Origin of the sequence: Ochrobactrum sp. BTU2 (genome assembly GCF_024539785.1) — a bacterium.
GTDB classification, from domain to species: Bacteria; Pseudomonadota; Alphaproteobacteria; order Rhizobiales; family Rhizobiaceae; genus Brucella; species Brucella anthropi.
The window spans coordinates 1-18,384 of record NZ_JAHWRG010000031.1 but is presented as its reverse complement, the minus strand read 5'-3'; the positions used below and the strand labels follow the sequence as shown (position 1 = coordinate 18,384).

The following is an 18,384-nucleotide window of genomic DNA, read 5'->3' as shown; positions in this document are numbered from 1 at the left end:
TCCTTTGATAAAGCTATGATGAGCCGAAAATCCTCTCTTCTCAGTTAATACAATTTGGTCTCATGGGCGTTGATGTCAGACAAAACGGAGTTCTTTTATCCCAGCGATTGGAGGAACACCACACTCGAGCATTTTATCAATGAAGTTGATGGCTACATTCGGTGGTACAACGAGAAACGGATCAAGATATCGCTTGGCGCTCGAAGCCCAATCGAATATCGAAACTGTCTTGGCATTGTGACGTAAAACCAGTCCAAGTTTTTATCCGCACCCCCACCGGGTCAATTCTCAGCGGCAATCAACAAGCAGCGCAACTGGCGATGCTATGGGAAGGAATAGACTGGAGACGTCCGGACTGGGGTGCTCCGCCAGCACGGGTCGGTTGATTTTATCTTACTGAAACTACTTGTTTTTATGGCGTTCTGTCCTGACTTATGCTAGTCAGGATCATGTCGAATGCGAGCTCAATTCTTCCTGATGATCCAGCCTTTCTGAAGGCGATGATCACCGCCTTGCAGGCGGAGAATGCGAAGATGTCGGCGGCGTTGAAAGCGCATGACCACCTGATCCAGGGTTTGAGGCTGCGCATTGCCCGGCTGAAGAAACAGGTCTTCGGCAAGTCTTCTGAAAAGATCGAGCGGGAAATTGCGCAACTGGAACTGGCGCTGGAGGATCTGTTGATTGCCAGTGCCGAGCACGAGACCGCGCCCGTCGAAGAGCTTGAAAACGATACGGCTTGTGGTCGGGAGGAGACTTCACAGTCCCGGCCACTGCGTCGACGTCCGCGTGTGTCGGAAAATGCCGTTCGCGATCGCCGGGAACTGGATCCCGGTCATTGTTGTCCTGCTTGCGGCGGAGAATTGCGCCTTGTCGGAGAGGATGTCAGCGAAATCCTCGACATGGTCGCAGCGACGATGAAGGTCATCGAGATCGCCCGCCCAAAGAAGTCGTGCCGTTGTTGTGAGAAGATGGTGCAAGTTCCTGCACCCAGCCGTCCGATACCGGGTAGCATGGCTGGTGCTGGTCTTCTGGCCTATATTCTGGTCTCGAAGTTCGACGATCATCTGCCGCTCTATCGCCTCAACGAGATCTTCGCGCGGATGGGTGCCGATATACCTGACAGCACACTGGTGGACTGGTGCGGTCGTGCCATGCAAGTGCTCCGTCCGCTGATCGAGCGCATTGAGACCGAGATCATGAAAAGCGATCTCCTCCATGCTGACGACACGCCGATCCGCGTCCTGGATCGCTCACTGCGTGACAAGGGACTGGGTAAAGGCGTGAAGAAGGGCAGAATCTGGACTTACGTCCGCGATCAGCGTCCATGGGCAGGTGGCGCACCGCCGGGTGCGGTTTATTACTTCGCTCCCGACTGGAAGGAAGAGCACGTCCACCATCATCTGCGAGAGGCGAGCGGCATCCTTCAGGCCGATGGTTATAAAGGCTATGCGAAGTTATATGAGCCGGGATCGGACGGGAAACGCCGCTTCCGCGAAGCTTCCTGCTGGGCGCATTGGCGGCGTGACTTTCATGACATCTGGACCGCGAACAAATCCGGGATTGCGCGCGAGGCGCTCGATCGGATCGGAGCGCTGTATGATATCGAGCGGGATATTGCAGGCCGACCCGCCGATGTACGGCTTGTCACGCGTCAAAAGCACAGCAAGCCGAAGGTCGAGGAACTGCATGCATGGGCAGAAAAGCAGTTGCTTCGCATTCCTGGCAAAAGCGAGCTGGCGAAAGCTTTGCGCTATGGGCTGAGCAGATGGCCGTCACTCTGCCTGTTCCTGGAGGACGGTCGTGTGGCCATAGACAACAACGCTGCGGAGCGAGCCCTGAGGCCCATTGGTGTTGGACGTCGGAACTGGTTATTCGCAGGCGCTGATACTGGCGCGGAAACTCTGGCACGTGCCATGACGATCATTGAAACGGCGAAGATGAGCGGTCTCAATCCGCAGGCTTATCTGGCCGATGTGCTCGACCGCATTCACGATCACAAAATCAATCGGCTCGATGAGTTGCTCCCATGGAATTGGGTGCCTCTCGGAGCAGAACATGCTGAGGCAGCCTGATGGCCACGGTCACGTTTGTCTACACCACAGACTATGTCGCTGAAATGCTCAACGAGGATGCTGACCTTCTGTATGCGATCATCCGCAATGACGATAACCTGACTTATGGAAATATAGTCACTGTCGTAACCGGCGAGGATCAAACCACTTCCGCTCTAACGGACGACGGCATCGATGAACTCAGACAGATACTCGCCGACGCGCGTCAATCAGCCGAAAAATGGCAAGAATTCCTCGAATGCTTTGTCGATGACCAAGAAGTCGTCGAACGTGTCAAGACATATTCCCCACGGTAACAATCGGGCGGTTACGACTGGCTCGCCGATCTTTCCACAAAAAATAGCCGCTTTCGCCTACGCCCATAAACTGGCAAAGACGAGATGCGGGGAATTCTTTCTTCGCCTGATCAATGAGACGAAACTTCATCGACTTCCCTCCCCGACGAAAAAAGCTCTCACACGCTTTAGTATCTCGCGCTCCTGCTGGAATAATCTTTTTCTTACGACGAAGTCGCTTGAGTTCAGCCTCCGTATCTTCATTTGCTTCCCGGCGTGCGGGTTAGTTCATAACCGCACCCTGACGACGCGAAAGCCATCGCGTCAGCGTCGACAGCCCGATACCAAATTCTTCAGCTATCTCCTTCCGCGTCCGACCTCCGCAACTCGTTACGCATCCACGCCGCTGTTTCGAAGCAAGTCCCGTTCTGTGCGGTGGAAATTTTGCAACGGAACCCGTCAAGCAACACCTGTGTCCTTATCTTCAGATAGCCACCTTTCCAGCCACTGCGTTGATATCTCGCCATTTATGAGATCGTTGTTTTTTGTGAGGGTGCGGTAGAGTGGAGCCGTCGTTGCAATGGGACCTATGTCTAGCTGTTCAAGAGCTTCCTTCAAACGCTCGATCGCTTGCAGACGAGAACTATGCTTGACGATCAGCTTGCCAATGAGGGAGTCATAGTAAGGCGGAACACGGCTGCCTGCATAGAAACCGGTATCGAAGCGAATTCCGGGGCCTTCTGGAAACTGCAGTCGATCAATTGGACCAGGACTTGGTAAGAAGTTGCGAGCCGGGTCCTCGGCATTGATCCGAACTTCAATCGCATGACCGTCGCATCGAATATCCTCTTGAGCCATCGAGAGCCTTGCACCACCAGCGATCAGCAGCATCTCACGCACAAGATCAACGCCAGTGATCATCTCGGTCACCGGATGCTCAACTTGAATACGCGTGTTCATCTCGATGAAATAGAATGCTTTGCGATGTGGATCGTAAAGATACTCCATCGTACCCGCTCCACGATAACCAACAGTGTGTGCCAATCGCACCGCCGACGCGCATAGCTCAGAGCGCAATTCCGCCGAGAGCGCTACCGCTGGAGCTTCTTCCCAAACCTTCTGTCGTCGACGTTGCAGCGAACATTCGCGCTCGAAGAGATGGACAACCGTTTCACCGTCACCGAGAATTTGAACCTCAATGTGACGCGCATTCTCGATATAAACTTCCAGATAAAGCCCATTGTCTCCAAATGCAGCCTGCGCTTCCGCCATAGCCTGCGGGATAGCCGCGACAAGTTCCTCGTCACTGCGTACAACTCGAATGCCTCGTCCGCCGCCGCCTGCGGCAGCTTTCACCATGACGGGATAACCCATTTCCCTGCCCAGTTTCAGTGCAGCCTCGGGATTATCCAGACGCCCCTTACTGCCAGGCACCACAGGAACACCCGCTTCAATCGCTGCTCGGCGAGCATTTACCTTATCGCCCATCCGCTCAATCGTATCCGCATCGGGGCCAACGAAAATGCATCCGAGATCAGTGACCGCTCGTGCGAACTCGGCATTCTCCGAAAGAAAACCATAGCCCGGATGCAAAGCATCCGCGCCGCTTTCGCGCAACGCATTGAGTACGCGCTCAACATTGAGATAGGATTTCGTCGCCGCCGACGGTCCGATGTCGATGACTTCATCTGCCATGCGAGCAGCCAGCATGTCGCGGTCAGCTTCGCTGACGATCTGAACAGTCGAGATACCCAACTCTTTTGCGGCGCGAATGATGCGGACCGCGATCTCACCGCGATTTGCGATCAGCAGTTTGCGGATGGGAGCAGTCATTATGCAACCTCAATATGACAAACGATTTCACCTGGCTCGACGTTACTTTCGCTCTCGACTGAATAGCTGACAAAGACACCGTCGTCGTCCGCCACGATTGGCAGAAAGGATTTCATGACTTCCACCAGCGCCAAAGTTTCGCCTGAAGCGACCTGATCTCCCGAAGTCTTGAAAGGGGGAGCATCAGGCGATGGCGACAAATAGACCACACCCGGCAATATCGCTTCGATCATCTTGATAGTCATGGTATCTCCGGAAAAATTTGGCATTTGCAGCGAAACGGGAACATTCAAAATCCCCGAACGCTGCCAAACGAATGGTTAGAACAATCGGAGCGGTTCCCTGGAAACAGGAACAGCTCCGATCCGGTTTCAATGCAGGCGCTGCAGCACCCGATCCAGTTTGTCGATCAGTTCATCCGCATTCTCGCGCGAGAAAATTAGAGGAGGACGGATCTTCAATACGTTCGCTTCCTTGGCGCAGCCAGAGATGAGAACGTTTTCGTCTCGCAAACCATTGATGATGCGCGTCGCGGTAGCAGCGTCCGGTGTTTTTGCGGCTCGGTCCGAAACGATTTCAACACCGAGGAAGAGGCCTGCACCACGCACATCGCCCAGACAATCGTACCTATGGGCAAGAGCGTTGAACCCGTTCTTGAGATAAAGACCGATAGACGTCGCGTTTTCCAGAAGCCCCTCCTCCTCTATGACGTCAAGAACGGCTGAAGCGGCGGCGATGGCCACGGCATTACCTCCAAAGGTATTGAAATAACGAGATTTTTTTCCGAACTCGGCCAAAACGTCGGGGCGAACGGCCACGCCTGCAACCGGAAAACCGTTCCCCATCGGCTTGCCCATGGTCACAATATCGGGGATCACACTGTGACGCTGAAAGCCCCACATTGCCTCCCCTGTGCGTGCAAAACCGGACTGAACTTCATCAGCGATATAAAGGCCACCTGCTTCGTGGATCGCATCAACGGCTCCCTTAAGAAAGCCAACCGGGCCGTCGAACACGCCATCGCTGGCAAAAATGCCATCGCAGATCAAAAGAGCTGGCTTGATACCGTGCCGTTGCAGATCTCGGATTGCAGCGCGGACAGCATCCGTGAATTCCTCGGCCACATTCTGCGACCGGTAGGAGTCCGGTGCCGGAACGGTTCGGACATGAGCACCCAGATTGACGTTGTCGCCGAGCGAGGGCGAGAACTCCGACACTGCCTGCGTGATACCGTGATAAGCGGTTTCCGTTACGATAATTCCCTTCCCGCCGGTGTAGGATTGAGCAATCCGCACAGCCAGATCGTTGGCATCTGAACCTGTGCAGGTGAACATCAGGTGCCCTATCTCGGACGGCATAGTCGCTAGCAAACGCTCGGCATAATCCAGAATTGCACCATGAAGATAACGCGTATTAGTGGCCAGAATACCAACCTGCTGGCGGATAGCTTCAACTACCTTGGCGTGACAATGACCAACCGAAGTGACATTGTTATAGGCATCCAGATAGGCATTTCCCTGCGGGTCATATAGCCAGACACCCTCGCCGCGAACAAAGTGTAGCGGGCGCTCATACATGAGCCGATAGGCAGGACCAAGCCGCGCCTTACGTTGCGCGATCATCGCCGTCGTGGCCTCGTCCAGTTCTGTCGCACCTTCGACGAAGGCATTGACCATTGATTCCCGGGTTGTCATCGCTCACTCCATATTGCACGCAGCCAAAAAAGCTGCGGTGACCTGATTTCGGGGAAGGGTCGCAAAGAAACGCAAGCCGTCGCGTGCGGGGCCATTATTGCGAAGAATATAAGCTGCGTTTTGAGGATAGCGCGCGGCACGACCTTCAGTGATGGCAACTGTCGTCATCAGGCGTGCGACGATCAAATCACGCAACACGTCTAACTCGCGTCGCTCAAGCGGCAGGACTTCATGATAAGCTCTGACCATATCGCACGCGTCTTCCAGACTACTGAGGGGCGTCTGCGTATGATAGGACACAGCAACCGCCAGATCGATGATCAGTGGGGTTTTCACCATATCACCAAAATCGAGAATACCGGTGATCTTGTCAGGATCGGCAACGTTGAGAACAACGTTGTGCCAATTCAGATCATTGTGCACGACACGCTGCCGCAAATTAGCTAATGCCGGACGAACAACATGATCAAAGTGATCCAGTTCAGCCATCAATTGCTTACGCAGATCCGGTTCCACCAGTGTCTCGACCAGCGGTCGCAGACGGGACGCGTTTTTGACGTCCCATAGGATTTCGTGACCAGATGCTGGATGCTCGAACCCGTCGAAGGCGATGCCAAGCCGCGCAAGAGCACGCACCATATCCCGTCGTAGCGCGGGCGTGACACCGACCCGTGCCACTGGCGCACCTTCAAGCCAGGTAAGCACCCGAACAACGCTGGACCGGCCGTCCTCCAGTATCAGTGAAAACTGGCTTTCCCCCTCGAGTGTCCGCACGACCTTTGGCACTGGCAGGTCAGGATCGCGAGCCTGTAGCCATAGCAAAGCCTCGGTCTGGAAATCGGTATTGATTTCAGGCTCTGCCGGATTCGAAATCTTGAGCGTGAAACCACGACCGTCAGTGGTGACAACATGAAAATTTGCGTCGCGCTCGCAGGCTAGACTATAAGCGATACCCGATATTCCATAGTAGGTTCGCATCAGCTTTGCTGCGCTCACACCATCAATGACCGGTGGAGGGCTGTTTAGCATTTCTCCGAGCGCGCCACGAACGGGATCGGCATCCATTACCATATTCAGTTCTTCAGACACGAACCGTCACTCCTGCACAGGTCATGGTTTCAAGCGCCGCGCGCAATTGACCCGCCTCCTCACGATCGACGCGGCGAAATCGCAAAATATCCCCGGGTTTCGTCTGCGCGAGTTTCCAAAAGGCCGCACTGGCCACAGTGAATGGATTGATGAAACCACCGGTGCTCGGGGCATCGTTTACAAGGATGATCGGCGTTTGCCCGGCAAGATTGACTGCCCCCAACGGATAGCCGTGGTCGATAATGTTCGACGGGTCCTGGCCGTGATCACTACTCTTGTTCAGGGCGCGACCAGCAAAGCTGAATTTCGGGCCGGTGAGACGAATGCCGGTGCGGTTGCTCTTTGCCTGCACCGACCAGTCCGAGGAGAAAAACATCTCGACAGCCGCAGGATCGAGCCAGTCATCATTCGGTCCCGCCAGCGCCTCGATCTGCCAGGTTTTGTCAGTCGAAAAACACGGGCGGTTGGCCTCGGGAATCGTGAGAATTTCCGGAGCACCGCTTGGCTGTGGACCGAGAGGCAAAAACTGATCCTTTGCCAAGGCCTGTCCGCCGACCCGCGCCATATGAAACACAGCACGAGAGCCGAGAACGACAGGAGTATCAATGCCGCCCGAGATTGCGATATAGCCCCGCGCCCCGGTATAGGCAGCGCCAAGTTCCAGCATCTGACCAGCAGATACGGGTAAGGTTTGCCACATAGGCACGGCTTCACCGTCCAGCTTCGGGCGCATGTCAGCGCCTGTTACGGCAATCACCGCGTCTTGATCTAAACGCAGTGAAGGTCCAAGAAACTGACATTCAAGCGCAGCGGCATCGCGTGGATTGCCCGCCAGCAGATTGGCTTGTCGGAACGACCATTTATCGAAAGGACCAGAGATCGGAAAGCCCTGCTCCAGATAACCTATTCGTCCCGGCAATTCCTGAACCGTTGTTTCAAGTCCGGGTTTGAGAACAGTTATGCCTTGCGCACTCATGCCTTTTCTCCCTGCGCTTTCGCCCACTCCAGATACTGATCAACCGAGAAAACCTGATATTCGACCACATCGTGCTCATAACGTTCGGCAGCAACTTCTGCATCGATCCAGGCACATTCTTCCGCACTCACAGGCCGGAAGCGGACCCTTTCGCCCGCACGCAGTAATGCAAGACTGTCCCGAAACGCTGGCAGACGCTGTGAACCGTCATAGATTGGAGCCGGGCAACGTCCGATCAGCTGATATCCGCCAGGAGTCCGGTCAGGATAGATGCAGCAAAGCGCACCACCGATACCCACGGCCCCTTTCGGGGTCCATGTGCGTGGAGGATTATATTTGGGTGCAGTGATACGAGAACCGGGACGCAAAGGCAGCAGCGAGCACAAACCCGGCCAGAAGCCGAGTGCCGCAACCCAATATTCAGTACCAGAGTGACGTCTCGCTAATGCAGCACGATCCTCCACACCGTTCAGTTCGCAGAGGAGGTCTGGATCAATCTGCTTTTCAGGATAGGTCTTGCGGTAGTCTTCGATGCAGGCCGTTGTCTCCTCATCGTAATAGTGGATGGGCAACGTCAGCAGCCTGCTGGGAAGAGATCCGGAAACCTCCGACCCAATCCGCTCGTATATGGCCGCGATCTCCCGTATAAGACTCTCATAGGAAATGCGGTCGGGATCGTAATTGATTTGTAACGAAGCAAGCTCTGGAATAATGTCCTCAATGGCCGGAATCTGCGCTTCGCGTATGGCAGCCACAAGCCGATGAACCGTAAAGTTCAGTGTGAAACTCATCCCATCGCCCAATTCCACTTCAACGGCACGGTCACCGCCGGGCGAAAAATGTAAAGTTTCATACAACATGACAGTACCTCCGTTCGAGTCTGAGCGAGCGCTGCCACCAGTCAGCCGCCTTACCAGCCAATTGAGCACCAATTATCCTGTATAGATATATGATATATCTTGTCGGAAAGCGCTGCACGCTCGTATATTGAAGAAAAACATGAGCAATTCGCTCGGTGACTTTAGGGAGAAGGATGGAATGACCAAGATCGCGCGCGAGGCCCTGAGCGACCGGGCTTACGAAGAAATTCTCAAAGGTATGGCTGACGGCACCTATATGCCCATGCAACCGATGGTGATCCGCAATCTTGCTGACAATTTCGGGATTTCGGTAACGCCGATACGCGAGGCCCTTCAACGCCTGATCGCGGAACGACTGCTGGTTCAGCTGCCCAACCGCTCGATCGTTGTTCCTCAAATGACGGTAGAACGGTTTCACCACCTTCTGCCCATGCGCATAGCGCTGGAAGGTATGGCTGCCGAACTGGCTACGCCCCTTCTTACAGAACGCGACTTTGCCAAAATCGAAACCCTGCTGAACCGGATTGCCGAAACCACGCTTACCTTTGATGCTCGTACCTACATGAAGCTTAATCGCGAATTTCATTTCATCATTTACGAAAAATCGGGCAACCCCGAGCTGCTTCAGGTGATCCAGGGGCTCTGGCTTAAGGTCGGCCCTGTCTTCAACGGTCTTTTTGATGCCGACCATTACCGGGAGCACGCCAACGATGAACATCGCAACATTCTGGCAGCGATGAAACGCCGTGATGCGATTGGGGCCCGTGAAGCCATGGCGGAAGATCTGAAGCTTGCCGCCGAAGCGCTGCTTCCGCGTCTGTTGCTCAGTCCCGCGGACTGATCCGCCAGACGAGAATTTTTGCAAAGCCTTGGTCATGATCTGCCTACCCTGGCAAAGAGAAGCCAGAAGACACCGCACAGCAGCGGAAGCGTGACGAACAGTACCAGCGAAGCCAGCGAGAAGATGATCGGCACCTGACTTTGCTGTGCGGCCGCCTGTATCCAACTCCAGACCGGCATGGTTTCGGCAGTGCCGCGCAGGAATATCGACCGCATCACTTCGTTGAATGACATCAGGAAGCCAAACAACGCCGCGCTGACGATACCCGGCATCAGGATTGGAAATTCGATATCCCAGAACACCCGCCAGTCGCTGGCCCCAAGATCCCTTCCCGCTTCAACGAGACGATGATCAAAACGAATCGTAACGACAAGGATCATCAGCAGCGCAAAGGGAAACGCCCAGACGAAATGTCCAAGCGCGATAGACCAGAAGCCGAGTTTCAGGTTGAGAACTGCGCGTGCAACAATGAACAGGGCGGCCCCTAGCGACATACCAGGTACGAAAAGCGGAACCACGAACATCAGCAGCACACGGCCTGGGTTACGCATGGTCGGCAAGGCCCGACCGATGATTGTCGCGGCAATCGCACAGATCAACCCAACCACAACGCCGATCACCAGACTTGCCAGCATGGGTTTGTGCCATGCGCTGTTGGAGAACAGCGAACGATAGTGCTCCAGCGAAAATGAACCCGGAATGCCGCCAAGAGGGTTTTGGCTGATCGAAAGAAGAACCAGCCAGAGCAGCGGGAAATAGATGACGGCCAGCATCACGAACCCGCCCCATTTGGAAAGCTGTTTCCAGATCGGGGCGTAGCTTGGACCAAGCTTCGGTGATATCTGCCGCAAGTATGTGTTACCCTGAGTTTGCATGTGCTCAGCCTTTCAGGACACTGATGGACGAAGACGGATCGCCAAAGCGGCGCGCGATCAGATACATGCCTCCAAGCAGAGCCAGCAGCAGCAGGATCACGAAGGCTGACAGCGCAGCGACGACCGGATAGCGCAGTGCCGAATAGGCGCTTTCTATCGAATTCGAGATAAGATTGACAAAGCCGCCCCCCAACATGCCAGGCTCAACCCAGGCGGCAAGTGCCGGACCGAGACAGAACACGATGCCAGCCATGATGCCCGGCAAGGACAACGGAATAATAATACGGCTAACGGTCTGCCAAGGAGATGCTCCAAGATCGTTGCTAGCTTCGATCAGAGTGTCATCGATCAAATTGATTGCAAGATAGATCGGCATCACCATGGACGGGAACAAGCTGACGACCATGCCAAAATGCACCGCGACCTCTGAATAGAGCAGCCATTCCACTGGCGTATTCACCACGCCAATGTTGATCAAGATCGTATTGATCAGACCCGATTGACCAAGAATTGCACGCCACACGATGGTGCGCGAGGACATGTCCAGAAAGAACGGGATCGTCAGCAGGGCGAGACAGACAGCACGGCTCGTATTCGACTTGCAGCCTTTCGCGAGCCAAAGCGCAAAAGGAAACGCTATGGCCAGTTCAATAGCCGTGACCGTCAGCGCGATGCGCAAGGTGCGCAATGTCACCTCCCAACGTCCCGATGAAAATAGTCCGACCCAGGTATCGAGCGTCGGGGTATAAACAGTGCGAAACTGTACGGTCGAAAAGAAGCTGAAGGCGAAAAGAATGACAATCGGCACGATGACCAGTGCAAACCAGATCAACAGAATGACAGTCGCAGCGACGTTCATGTCGGTGAGTTTTGCCCTGATGGCATATAGAGAACTCTGACGGCCAACAACCGGCATCTCTGCGGCACTCGCTATCTGTTGCATCTCAATCTTCCAAAAAATTTTCGAGCATGTTGCATCCCGGGCCCGCACTGATCTACGGGCCTGGTCGCATCGGTTGACTGACAGGCGAAGGTCAGGCGTTCAAGAAACGCTGCCATTCCTCTTCCATACCGGCAGCATTATCCGGCGTGGTGGTCGAGACATAGGGCTTGGAGAACTTCTTGCTCACCTTGGCTTCCGTGGCTTTCAATGCAGCAATCTCTTCCGCACTCCAGCCATTGGCCGTGGCATATTCCGCACCAAGGTCCATGTTCGGACCCGCATAGCCCCGATCCCGTGCCTGAAGCGCTCGATATTCTCCACCGAGGAAGTAATTCAGCACCTTATAGATCGCACCGAGATTGTCCCTTTGCGCAGCCTGGGCGGCGATATAGGCGCCGTGCCCCCACTTGAAGTAGCCTTCCTTGGTATAGGCATATCGTGTGGCATCCGGTCCGAGTGCGAGATTGACTTCACGAACCGCTGGCTCCCAGCAATTGATGACATCCACTTCGCGGTTGGTCAGCAACTGAATCTGCTCTTCGAAAGCGCCATACAGAGTACGGAACTGACCGGCCTTTTTGCGCTCGATGAGGAAGTCAGCCACAGTTTTCGCTTCTTCCGGCGTCAGGTCGGCAATATTTGCAAAGCTTGCTGCTCCCTTGGATTGCAGGTAAAGCGCTGCTACCCCCATCGAGTAGGTATAGGCATTGCCATAAGCCACACGACCGCGGGTCTTTTCATCCTCAAACATAAGTGACCACGACAGCTCTTCCTGGCTGTCGGGAGCCATACCCAGCTTCTCGGGAAAATAGCCGAAACTGTCGGCGTTACCGATGACCGGCACGCCCCATTGCTTGCCATCCCGGTCCTGCACAACGGGCGAGCGCTTCCAGTCATCGGACGTGCGTTCCCAAAGCGTCAGTTCGGGATTAGCCTCATCCAGAGGTGCATAAAGCCCCTGCGGACCAAGAATGTCTTCAGTGCCGGACTCAAAGACGAAAAGATCGACACTGTCACCCATGTTAGCGCCCATGACATCGCGCATAAACACACCAACGTCATTGCTGGACCCGCTGAGTTGAGCCCGTACGCCGATGGATTTTTCCATCGGGGCCCAATCTTTCAGGGCTGCGGTGGGAACGCCATAAATCTTGACCAACGGCATGTCCTGCGCCTTTGCGACACCGGATATCCCTCCAACGGCAGCAATTCCGGCAAGCGCTCCCATGCCTGCCAGCATCCCGCGTCGTGTCAGTTCGACCTGACTGTAAGTTGAAAACTTGTCTTTCATTTTATGTTCCCTTTCTGGTTTTATTGATTAAAAATCATCAGGCAGCAAAAATCACAGCGTCCGACACACTCCACCCAACTCGTTCTACTTCGCTGTTCTCGCTTGCGCCTCCGTGCCAGCTGCGCAGCCGTAACGGCCCGACGCCGGTAGCCACGGTGACATCCGTATACTTGCCGCGATAAACCCTGTTCGTGACCTTGGCCGCGACGGTCTCGGCGTGATCCGACAGACCGGCAGTCGCAGGCGATATACGCTCAGCGCGGATCGCGATGGCGATGGTGTCACCCGTCCTCAACCCTGTTGAAGTAATCACACCACGGATGCGTACTCCGCCGGGGAATTCAACGGTGCCAATCGCCTCCTCGCGACCGATCAGCTTTGCTTCAAGAATATTCTCGTAGCCCATGAAGCCCGCAGCAAACCGGCTCTTTGGTCGGTCAAAAAGGTCCAGCGGGCTGCCGCTTTGCGCGATCTGGCCGTGGCTCATCAGAACCACACGGTCGCTCATGGTGAGCGCTTCTTCCTGGCTGTGGGTGATATACACAAAGGTCATGCCAAGACTGCGCTGCAATTCCATCAGCTCTATTTGCATATCTTGACGGAGGCGTTCGTCCAACGCACCGAGGGGCTCGTCAAGAAGGAGAATTGACGGCTGGGTGACAACCGCCCGCGCCAACGCGACACGCTGCCGCTCGCCACCCGAGAGCTGACCGATCCGACGGTCGGCTTTCGCCTCAAGCTGCACCATAGCAAGCGCTCGCCGCGCCTCCTTCAAGGCGTCAGTCGCGTTCACTTTTCGGATCCGCAATCCATAGGCTACATTTTCGATAACACTCATATGCGGGAACAGCGCATAGCTCTGGAAAACCGTTGTGCAATTACGTTTAGCCGCAGGAAGATGCGCAACATCCTGTCCGTCGATACGGAGCCTTCGAACCGATGTCGGCATCTCCAGTCCAGATATCACACGCAGCATCGTGGTTTTTCCAGAGCCGCTGGAGCCAAGGATCGTCAGGAACTCGCCCTTTCTGGCAGAAAGAGATACGTGCGAGAGTGCAGTCACCGCACCGTAGTGATGGACGAGGTCCTCTATCTCCAACATCTGATCCGCGACATCATTGCTCATCTTGCTTTGCTCTCACTCTCATCAAATATTGAAGCTCAATGCTGCAGGACCGCGCCGCCAATTCCGGCAAGGCGAATTGCAAGCGAGAGCGCGACATCCAGCAAATCTCTTGAGAGACCAGCTGGATCAAAAATAACTGCAGACGCTGGATCCCTTTGATCCGACTGAATCATCCCGTTACGACGCAAGCATTTCCCAGGAGCACGCAGGGCTGCATCAATCATTGCCGCTGCAGCCATCAGTGCGGGATCGTTTCCGCCGCTGCCTTTCAGGCGATCCGCAATCCTTTCGAGGCCACATCCTCCACCCGGAATGACACCGTCGCGGCGTGCGGCGCGCAGCGCTACAATCGCACGGCGTGCAACTTCCACCGTCGCCACAGAATCCGCCCCCCGGGCGATCGTCAGTTCCACCCATTGCCCTAACAGTCGCGCCTTGCGACGTTCGGCATGTTCACGATCAAAGGGCAAGTAGCGATGCGCATTGATCTCCGCCTCCGCTGCGGCAACCCGCAAGGCGATATCCTCAACGCAGCTTGCCGATTCCACCAGATGCGCACGCCCACCTTCGAACTGGAAACGCCTGGCCTTTCCCAACATGGCTGGCCTCAACATTTCAATCGACGTTCCCATCCGTGCACAAATCAATGTAGCACCGCTCGCAGCGGCAATATCCTCAAGAACTTCCGCCGCGCGCGGCCCAGCATCGGCAGGAACAAGTGCTGCAATTTTCAAAATTCCGGCTCGCCGGTTGCGCTCGACCAATTGAAGTGCCTGCCCTTCGATGCCGCGCGCAACGATGACCAGTGCTTTACTGTTTGAAGCGAACCCCTCAATCACCGGAGAAAGTGTTTTGAAATCTGATAAAACTTCGTTTGCGACGATCAAATGTACATTGTCCATGGCGGCAACGGCACCGGAACCAACCTGTCGCGCATCGAAACTGAACCCCTGACCCGAGCTGACGTTAGTCTCGGCGCCTTCCTTTACTTCAACCATTCCATTGGGCCCGGCCAGCCTGTCCGCCTCAAGGATGATAGGGATGAGAGCGGCATCTACGCCAGCAGCAGCAACAAGACCCGCCGCCTCATCACATATCCGGGTTTCGACTGCAAAAGCAGCAGTCACCTTCGGCGCTAAATCAGCAAGAGCCTCAATAACGCGCTCATTCTGGACAGTTGAACCGTTGGTCCGACATCTTTCGGTCAACGCAGCATCAGCCATCACGGCCAGCCGCGCAGTTCCATCACCGAACTGGCGCTCTGCATCGACAAGCACTTCTTTCAGCAGCCGTTCGGCATAATGCTCCGAGCACATCTGACGGGCAATTTCGCTGCCTGTGCGCGCCGCTAAAACACGATTGCCAGCCGAATAAATGACGTGCCGTCCGTCTGGCCCCATAGAGGCAGCAATGGCCCGCAATGCCGGGGCTATCGCACTAGCCATGTCTTCTTGCAGTGGTTTTCCCGCCAGTGTGCGCACCGATCTAACCCCGGGTTAGCTTGCCGCTACGATTCAATTCGTCAAAGACCGCACGAGCAACCTCTATGGCATTGGGCGTGTCGGAATGAACGCAGATCGATTCCGCGACGACAGGCACGTCTTTGCCGGTCACCGAGTGCGTCAACCCATGCTCAATGGCACGCCGCACTTTCTCGGCCACATCCGCAGCCGCGATGGGCGGATGTTCACGAGAGATGATCTGACGCCCGTCGTCCCCATAGTCAATATCGACATAAAATTCACAACTGAAGGGGATACCGCGCCGGGAAAATACTTCGGACATGCAGCAATCGGAAAACGCGATAACCGGCACGCCAAACACCTCGGCGGCATCCGCAATCCCCTCGGCCACCGCCAGTTCGTTCTGCGCCATACCGAACAGTGAACCATGTGGCTTGATGTGCGAGAGCGTTACGCCTTCTGCACGCAAAAATCCTTCCAGAGCGCCTGTCTGGTAGATGGTCAGTGCCGCGACTTCTTCGCGGGTCATACGCATTGGCCGACGTCCGAATCCTTCACGATCTGGCAATCCTGGATGAGATCCGATGTTGATCCCTGCCTTTTTTGCGAGACGCACGGTCTTGGCCATCACGACGGGGTCGGAAGCGTGAAAACCGCAGGCAATATTGGCGTGCGTCACAAATGACATGCAAGCCTCATCGTCGCCAAAACGATAGATGCCGAAGGCCTCTCCCATATCACAATTGACCGTAACCATTCGGTTCCCTTTTCTATTTGATATATAATATATCATCTTCCAGCGACCATCTGTCAATAGGAGAATATCGGTGCCATCGCGAAAAGGGGTTAGATTGCCGTCAGCGGCAATAGTCGAACAGACATACAACGGAAACCGGTTCTACTGCCTTGGCGTTCGTTTTGCGAAACGGCCGCTTCCAACCGCGAGCACAATTCGTTTGAAATGAATGATCCGACGAGTTTATTGTCAATCGGCCCTTTAATTGCGGATTGTTGTCAAGCATCCTCTTAAATTCAACGACGGCAATGCGGTAGCGCTCGCCCAGTCGAAACTGGTCGGGATAGTGAAGGCGGGGTGAGCGCGGCTGGCATACGATTGCCAGCTCGGTTGATAACATGGTTGCCAGAGCTCAACGCGATCGTATTGATGCCATCGCTGGGGTCATGGTCCTTTCCGAGGTCGCTAGGCGCCTCATGATGATGTCCGGATCGGGTGCCTCAACGTGTGCAACGGAGTGCGGAAGATCCGCCACCAGCCGATTGACCGAGGTCACCACGACCACCGTCCCAGCGGGACATCGCCAGCCCGGTGGACCGGGCCAAGAACTTTAGATTAGATTGACTTGGCGTGACCCCAGTCGAACGATGTACCGTCGACCCAAATGGAATGGAGAATGACGGCAATCTTGCGCGCGATCGCGACCTTCGCTTTCTTCATGCCAATCCGCTTTGCAAGTTTCATCCCCCAGGCCTTGAGAGAGGACCACTTCTTGGTCCGATAAAGCAGAACGGTCGCCGCCTCGAACAAATAAGTGCGGAGAAGCCGGTCGCCCCATCGAGATATCTTACCGCTGGTGTCAGTTTCCCCCGATTGTTTGCGCCGAGGCGTAAGGCCAAGATATGCGCCGACTAGCGAGGCTGATCGGAAGCGGGACGGGTCATCGATCGTATGGCGGAATGTCAGGGCCGTAATTACTCCGACACCGGGCACCGTCATCAGGCGACGCGTCGTCTCGTCCTGTCTAGCCAAACGGCGGACCTCGTCGTCGAACGCGCACTGCTGTCGGCAGATATGCTCGTGTATCGATAAAAGTGGCGCGACTACGATGAGGAGCTGATGATCCTCGCCTAAAAGATCGTTGACCGTGTTGCGGAACTGTTGGCCGATAGCGCGAGGAAATAGCAACCCATATTCTTTGACCAAGCTACGAACCTGGTTTTCGATGTCCCGACGCATGGACACAAGCCGAGCTCGCACAACGAGAATCCCTCGGATCTTCTGGCTCTCCTCGCTTTTGACTTTGACCTCTCGATACCAGCCCACCCGTACCAGTTCAGCGAGGCCTCGCGCATCGTTTTGGTCGCTTTTGTTCATGCGCACCGACAGTGCCGCGTGTGCATGTCGCGCGTCTATGCAAACAACGGGAAGTACGACCCTACGAAGCTCATGCCAAAGCCAGCTCGACATCGCACCCGTCTCAAAGCCAATACGCTCAGCCAGCGGCGCATGTTTGCGCAGCAGCCTGGTCAGATCGCCAGGATCTGACTTGGCCTTTCCCTCAAAGATTAATTGCCCAGTTTCACTGACCACACACACTGCGGTCTCTCTTTGCGAGACATCCAGCCCAACATATTGCTTCATGACAGCTCCTCCGAAACGTTTGATTGCGGGATCGCAGTCTGTGCGCCACGCGCGCCGACCGCAATTACGTCATCGTGCGTAGTTGAGTAATTGCAGTGTCTGCAACAGCAAAGACGGTCGCAGCGCTTCAGGATCGGCAGCGACGTGATGTTTGAAGCACCAAATGGCGTGATCGTCAGGTGCTTTGGTATTTGCCGTCATTGCTGCGCTTAACTGGTCAGCATATTCTGGATGAGGCTCCCACAAGAGCAGGCCGGGTGCTCCCATTTTTGAAGCCTGATCGTCGTCAATGAAGACAGGGCTTGTCAGGCTTTTGCAATGATGAAGCCTGCGAGTTCGGGGATAGCTGGCTTCTGAGTGGATATATGAAGCCGATCGCCGAGGTAGTGCCAGAAGGACAGGCCAAGCTTTTTGCAAGTCTTCATAAGGCCGAGCATCGTATCGCGGGCAACACGGCCATCCCGGCTCATGGTGCCGCCTGAGATCTTGCGTTTGGTGACGCAGCTGCGCAGATCATTCTCGGACGCATTGGTGTGCAACGGGATTTCTGGGCGTTTGAGAATTTTCAGCAATTCCTGTTTACGACGCATGTCCGTCGTCGAATGATTTGAGACTATTTGTGCTTTTGAAGATTGGAGTTTCCGGCTCGGTTTAGGGGTTGATTTA

The 18,384-nt window shown here is 55.1% G+C and carries 17 protein-coding genes and 1 pseudogene; 4 read left to right on the top strand and 14 right to left on the bottom strand.

Annotated features, from left to right (window positions below; genetic code table 11):
- Window positions 1-81: 81 nt before the first annotated feature.
- The 3 genes and pseudogenes from KWJ32_RS26545 to KWJ32_RS26535 form a co-directional block, all read left to right on the top strand.
- Window positions 82-246 (top strand): annotated as a pseudogene (locus KWJ32_RS26545) (IS3 family transposase); the annotation flags it as partial.
- Between the two features lie 203 nt (window positions 247-449).
- On the top strand, window positions 450-2,072 hold the full coding sequence (locus KWJ32_RS26540) for an IS66 family transposase (RefSeq protein ID WP_256886562.1): 1,623 nt from the start codon (window positions 450-452) through the stop codon (window positions 2,070-2,072).
- Window positions 2,072-2,368, top strand: a complete 297-nt coding sequence (locus KWJ32_RS26535; RefSeq protein WP_256886561.1) for a hypothetical protein — start codon at window positions 2,072-2,074, stop codon at window positions 2,366-2,368. Before KWJ32_RS26540 ends, KWJ32_RS26535 begins: the two co-directional genes overlap by 1 nt.
- A 438-nt stretch (window positions 2,369-2,806) precedes the next feature.
- Here KWJ32_RS26535 and KWJ32_RS26530 read toward each other — a convergent pair whose 3' ends face one another.
- From KWJ32_RS26530 to KWJ32_RS26505, 6 genes are all read right to left on the bottom strand, one after another.
- Window positions 2,807-4,180 carry an acetyl-CoA carboxylase biotin carboxylase subunit gene (locus tag KWJ32_RS26530; RefSeq protein ID WP_151664100.1) on the bottom strand — a complete coding sequence of 458 codons (1,374 nt, stop codon included), beginning with the start codon at window positions 4,178-4,180 and terminating at the stop codon, window positions 2,807-2,809.
- On the bottom strand, window positions 4,180-4,425 hold the full coding sequence (locus KWJ32_RS26525; RefSeq protein ID WP_256886560.1) for a biotin/lipoyl-containing protein: 246 nt from the start codon (window positions 4,423-4,425) through the stop codon (window positions 4,180-4,182). Before KWJ32_RS26525 ends, KWJ32_RS26530 begins: the two co-directional genes overlap by 1 nt.
- A 126-nt stretch (window positions 4,426-4,551) precedes the next feature.
- Complete coding sequence (locus KWJ32_RS26520) at window positions 4,552-5,874, bottom strand: aspartate aminotransferase family protein (protein ID WP_256886559.1); 1,323 nt, start codon at window positions 5,872-5,874, stop codon at window positions 4,552-4,554.
- Between the two features lie 3 nt (window positions 5,875-5,877).
- Window positions 5,878-6,963, bottom strand: coding sequence for a phosphotransferase (locus tag KWJ32_RS26515; RefSeq protein WP_256886558.1), 1,086 nt, complete (start codon window positions 6,961-6,963; stop codon window positions 5,878-5,880).
- A complete protein-coding gene (locus KWJ32_RS26510) occupies window positions 6,956-7,939 on the bottom strand; it encodes a biotin-dependent carboxyltransferase family protein (protein ID WP_256886557.1) in 984 nt (327 codons plus the stop codon). The genes KWJ32_RS26515 and KWJ32_RS26510 overlap by 8 nt, the downstream gene beginning before the upstream one ends.
- Window positions 7,936-8,799, bottom strand: coding sequence for an allophanate hydrolase subunit 1 (locus tag KWJ32_RS26505; RefSeq protein ID WP_256886556.1), 864 nt, complete (start codon window positions 8,797-8,799; stop codon window positions 7,936-7,938). The genes KWJ32_RS26510 and KWJ32_RS26505 overlap by 4 nt, the downstream gene beginning before the upstream one ends.
- Window positions 8,800-8,977: 178 nt before the next feature.
- Here KWJ32_RS26505 and KWJ32_RS26500 point away from each other — a divergent pair, with 178 nt between their 5' ends.
- The gene (locus tag KWJ32_RS26500; protein ID WP_192800259.1) at window positions 8,978-9,640 is read left to right on the top strand and encodes a GntR family transcriptional regulator; all 663 of its coding nucleotides are present in this window, start codon (window positions 8,978-8,980) and stop codon (window positions 9,638-9,640) included.
- 32 nt (window positions 9,641-9,672) lie between these two features.
- On the opposite strand, the gene KWJ32_RS26495 is transcribed toward KWJ32_RS26500, so the two are convergent.
- The 8 genes from KWJ32_RS26495 to KWJ32_RS26460 all read right to left on the bottom strand — a co-directional run.
- Window positions 9,673-10,491, bottom strand: coding sequence for an ABC transporter permease subunit (locus tag KWJ32_RS26495; protein WP_256886555.1), 819 nt, complete (start codon window positions 10,489-10,491; stop codon window positions 9,673-9,675).
- Window positions 10,492-10,519: 28 nt separating this feature from the next.
- The gene (locus KWJ32_RS26490; RefSeq protein ID WP_256886554.1) at window positions 10,520-11,458 is read right to left on the bottom strand and encodes an ABC transporter permease; all 939 of its coding nucleotides are present in this window, start codon (window positions 11,456-11,458) and stop codon (window positions 10,520-10,522) included.
- A gap of 91 nt (window positions 11,459-11,549) precedes the next feature.
- A complete protein-coding gene (locus KWJ32_RS26485) occupies window positions 11,550-12,749 on the bottom strand; it encodes a PotD/PotF family extracellular solute-binding protein (protein ID WP_256886553.1) in 1,200 nt (399 codons plus the stop codon).
- A 37-nt stretch (window positions 12,750-12,786) separates the two neighbouring features.
- On the bottom strand, window positions 12,787-13,875 hold the full coding sequence (locus KWJ32_RS26480; RefSeq protein ID WP_256886552.1) for an ABC transporter ATP-binding protein: 1,089 nt from the start codon (window positions 13,873-13,875) through the stop codon (window positions 12,787-12,789).
- A gap of 35 nt (window positions 13,876-13,910) precedes the next feature.
- The gene (locus tag KWJ32_RS26475; protein WP_256886551.1) at window positions 13,911-15,320 is read right to left on the bottom strand and encodes a TCP-1/cpn60 chaperonin family protein; all 1,410 of its coding nucleotides are present in this window, start codon (window positions 15,318-15,320) and stop codon (window positions 13,911-13,913) included.
- 40 nt (window positions 15,321-15,360) lie between these two features.
- Window positions 15,361-16,224 (bottom strand): 5-oxoprolinase subunit PxpA, encoded by an 864-nt coding sequence (pxpA, locus tag KWJ32_RS26470; protein ID WP_256886550.1) that lies wholly within the window; start codon window positions 16,222-16,224, stop codon window positions 15,361-15,363.
- A gap of 465 nt (window positions 16,225-16,689) precedes the next feature.
- Window positions 16,690-17,718, bottom strand: coding sequence for an IS110 family transposase (locus tag KWJ32_RS26465; RefSeq protein ID WP_256886549.1), 1,029 nt, complete (start codon window positions 17,716-17,718; stop codon window positions 16,690-16,692).
- A gap of 305 nt (window positions 17,719-18,023) precedes the next feature.
- Window positions 18,024-18,384 (bottom strand): transposase (locus tag KWJ32_RS26460; RefSeq protein ID WP_256886548.1); only part of this gene is annotated, 361 nt, incomplete at its 5' end.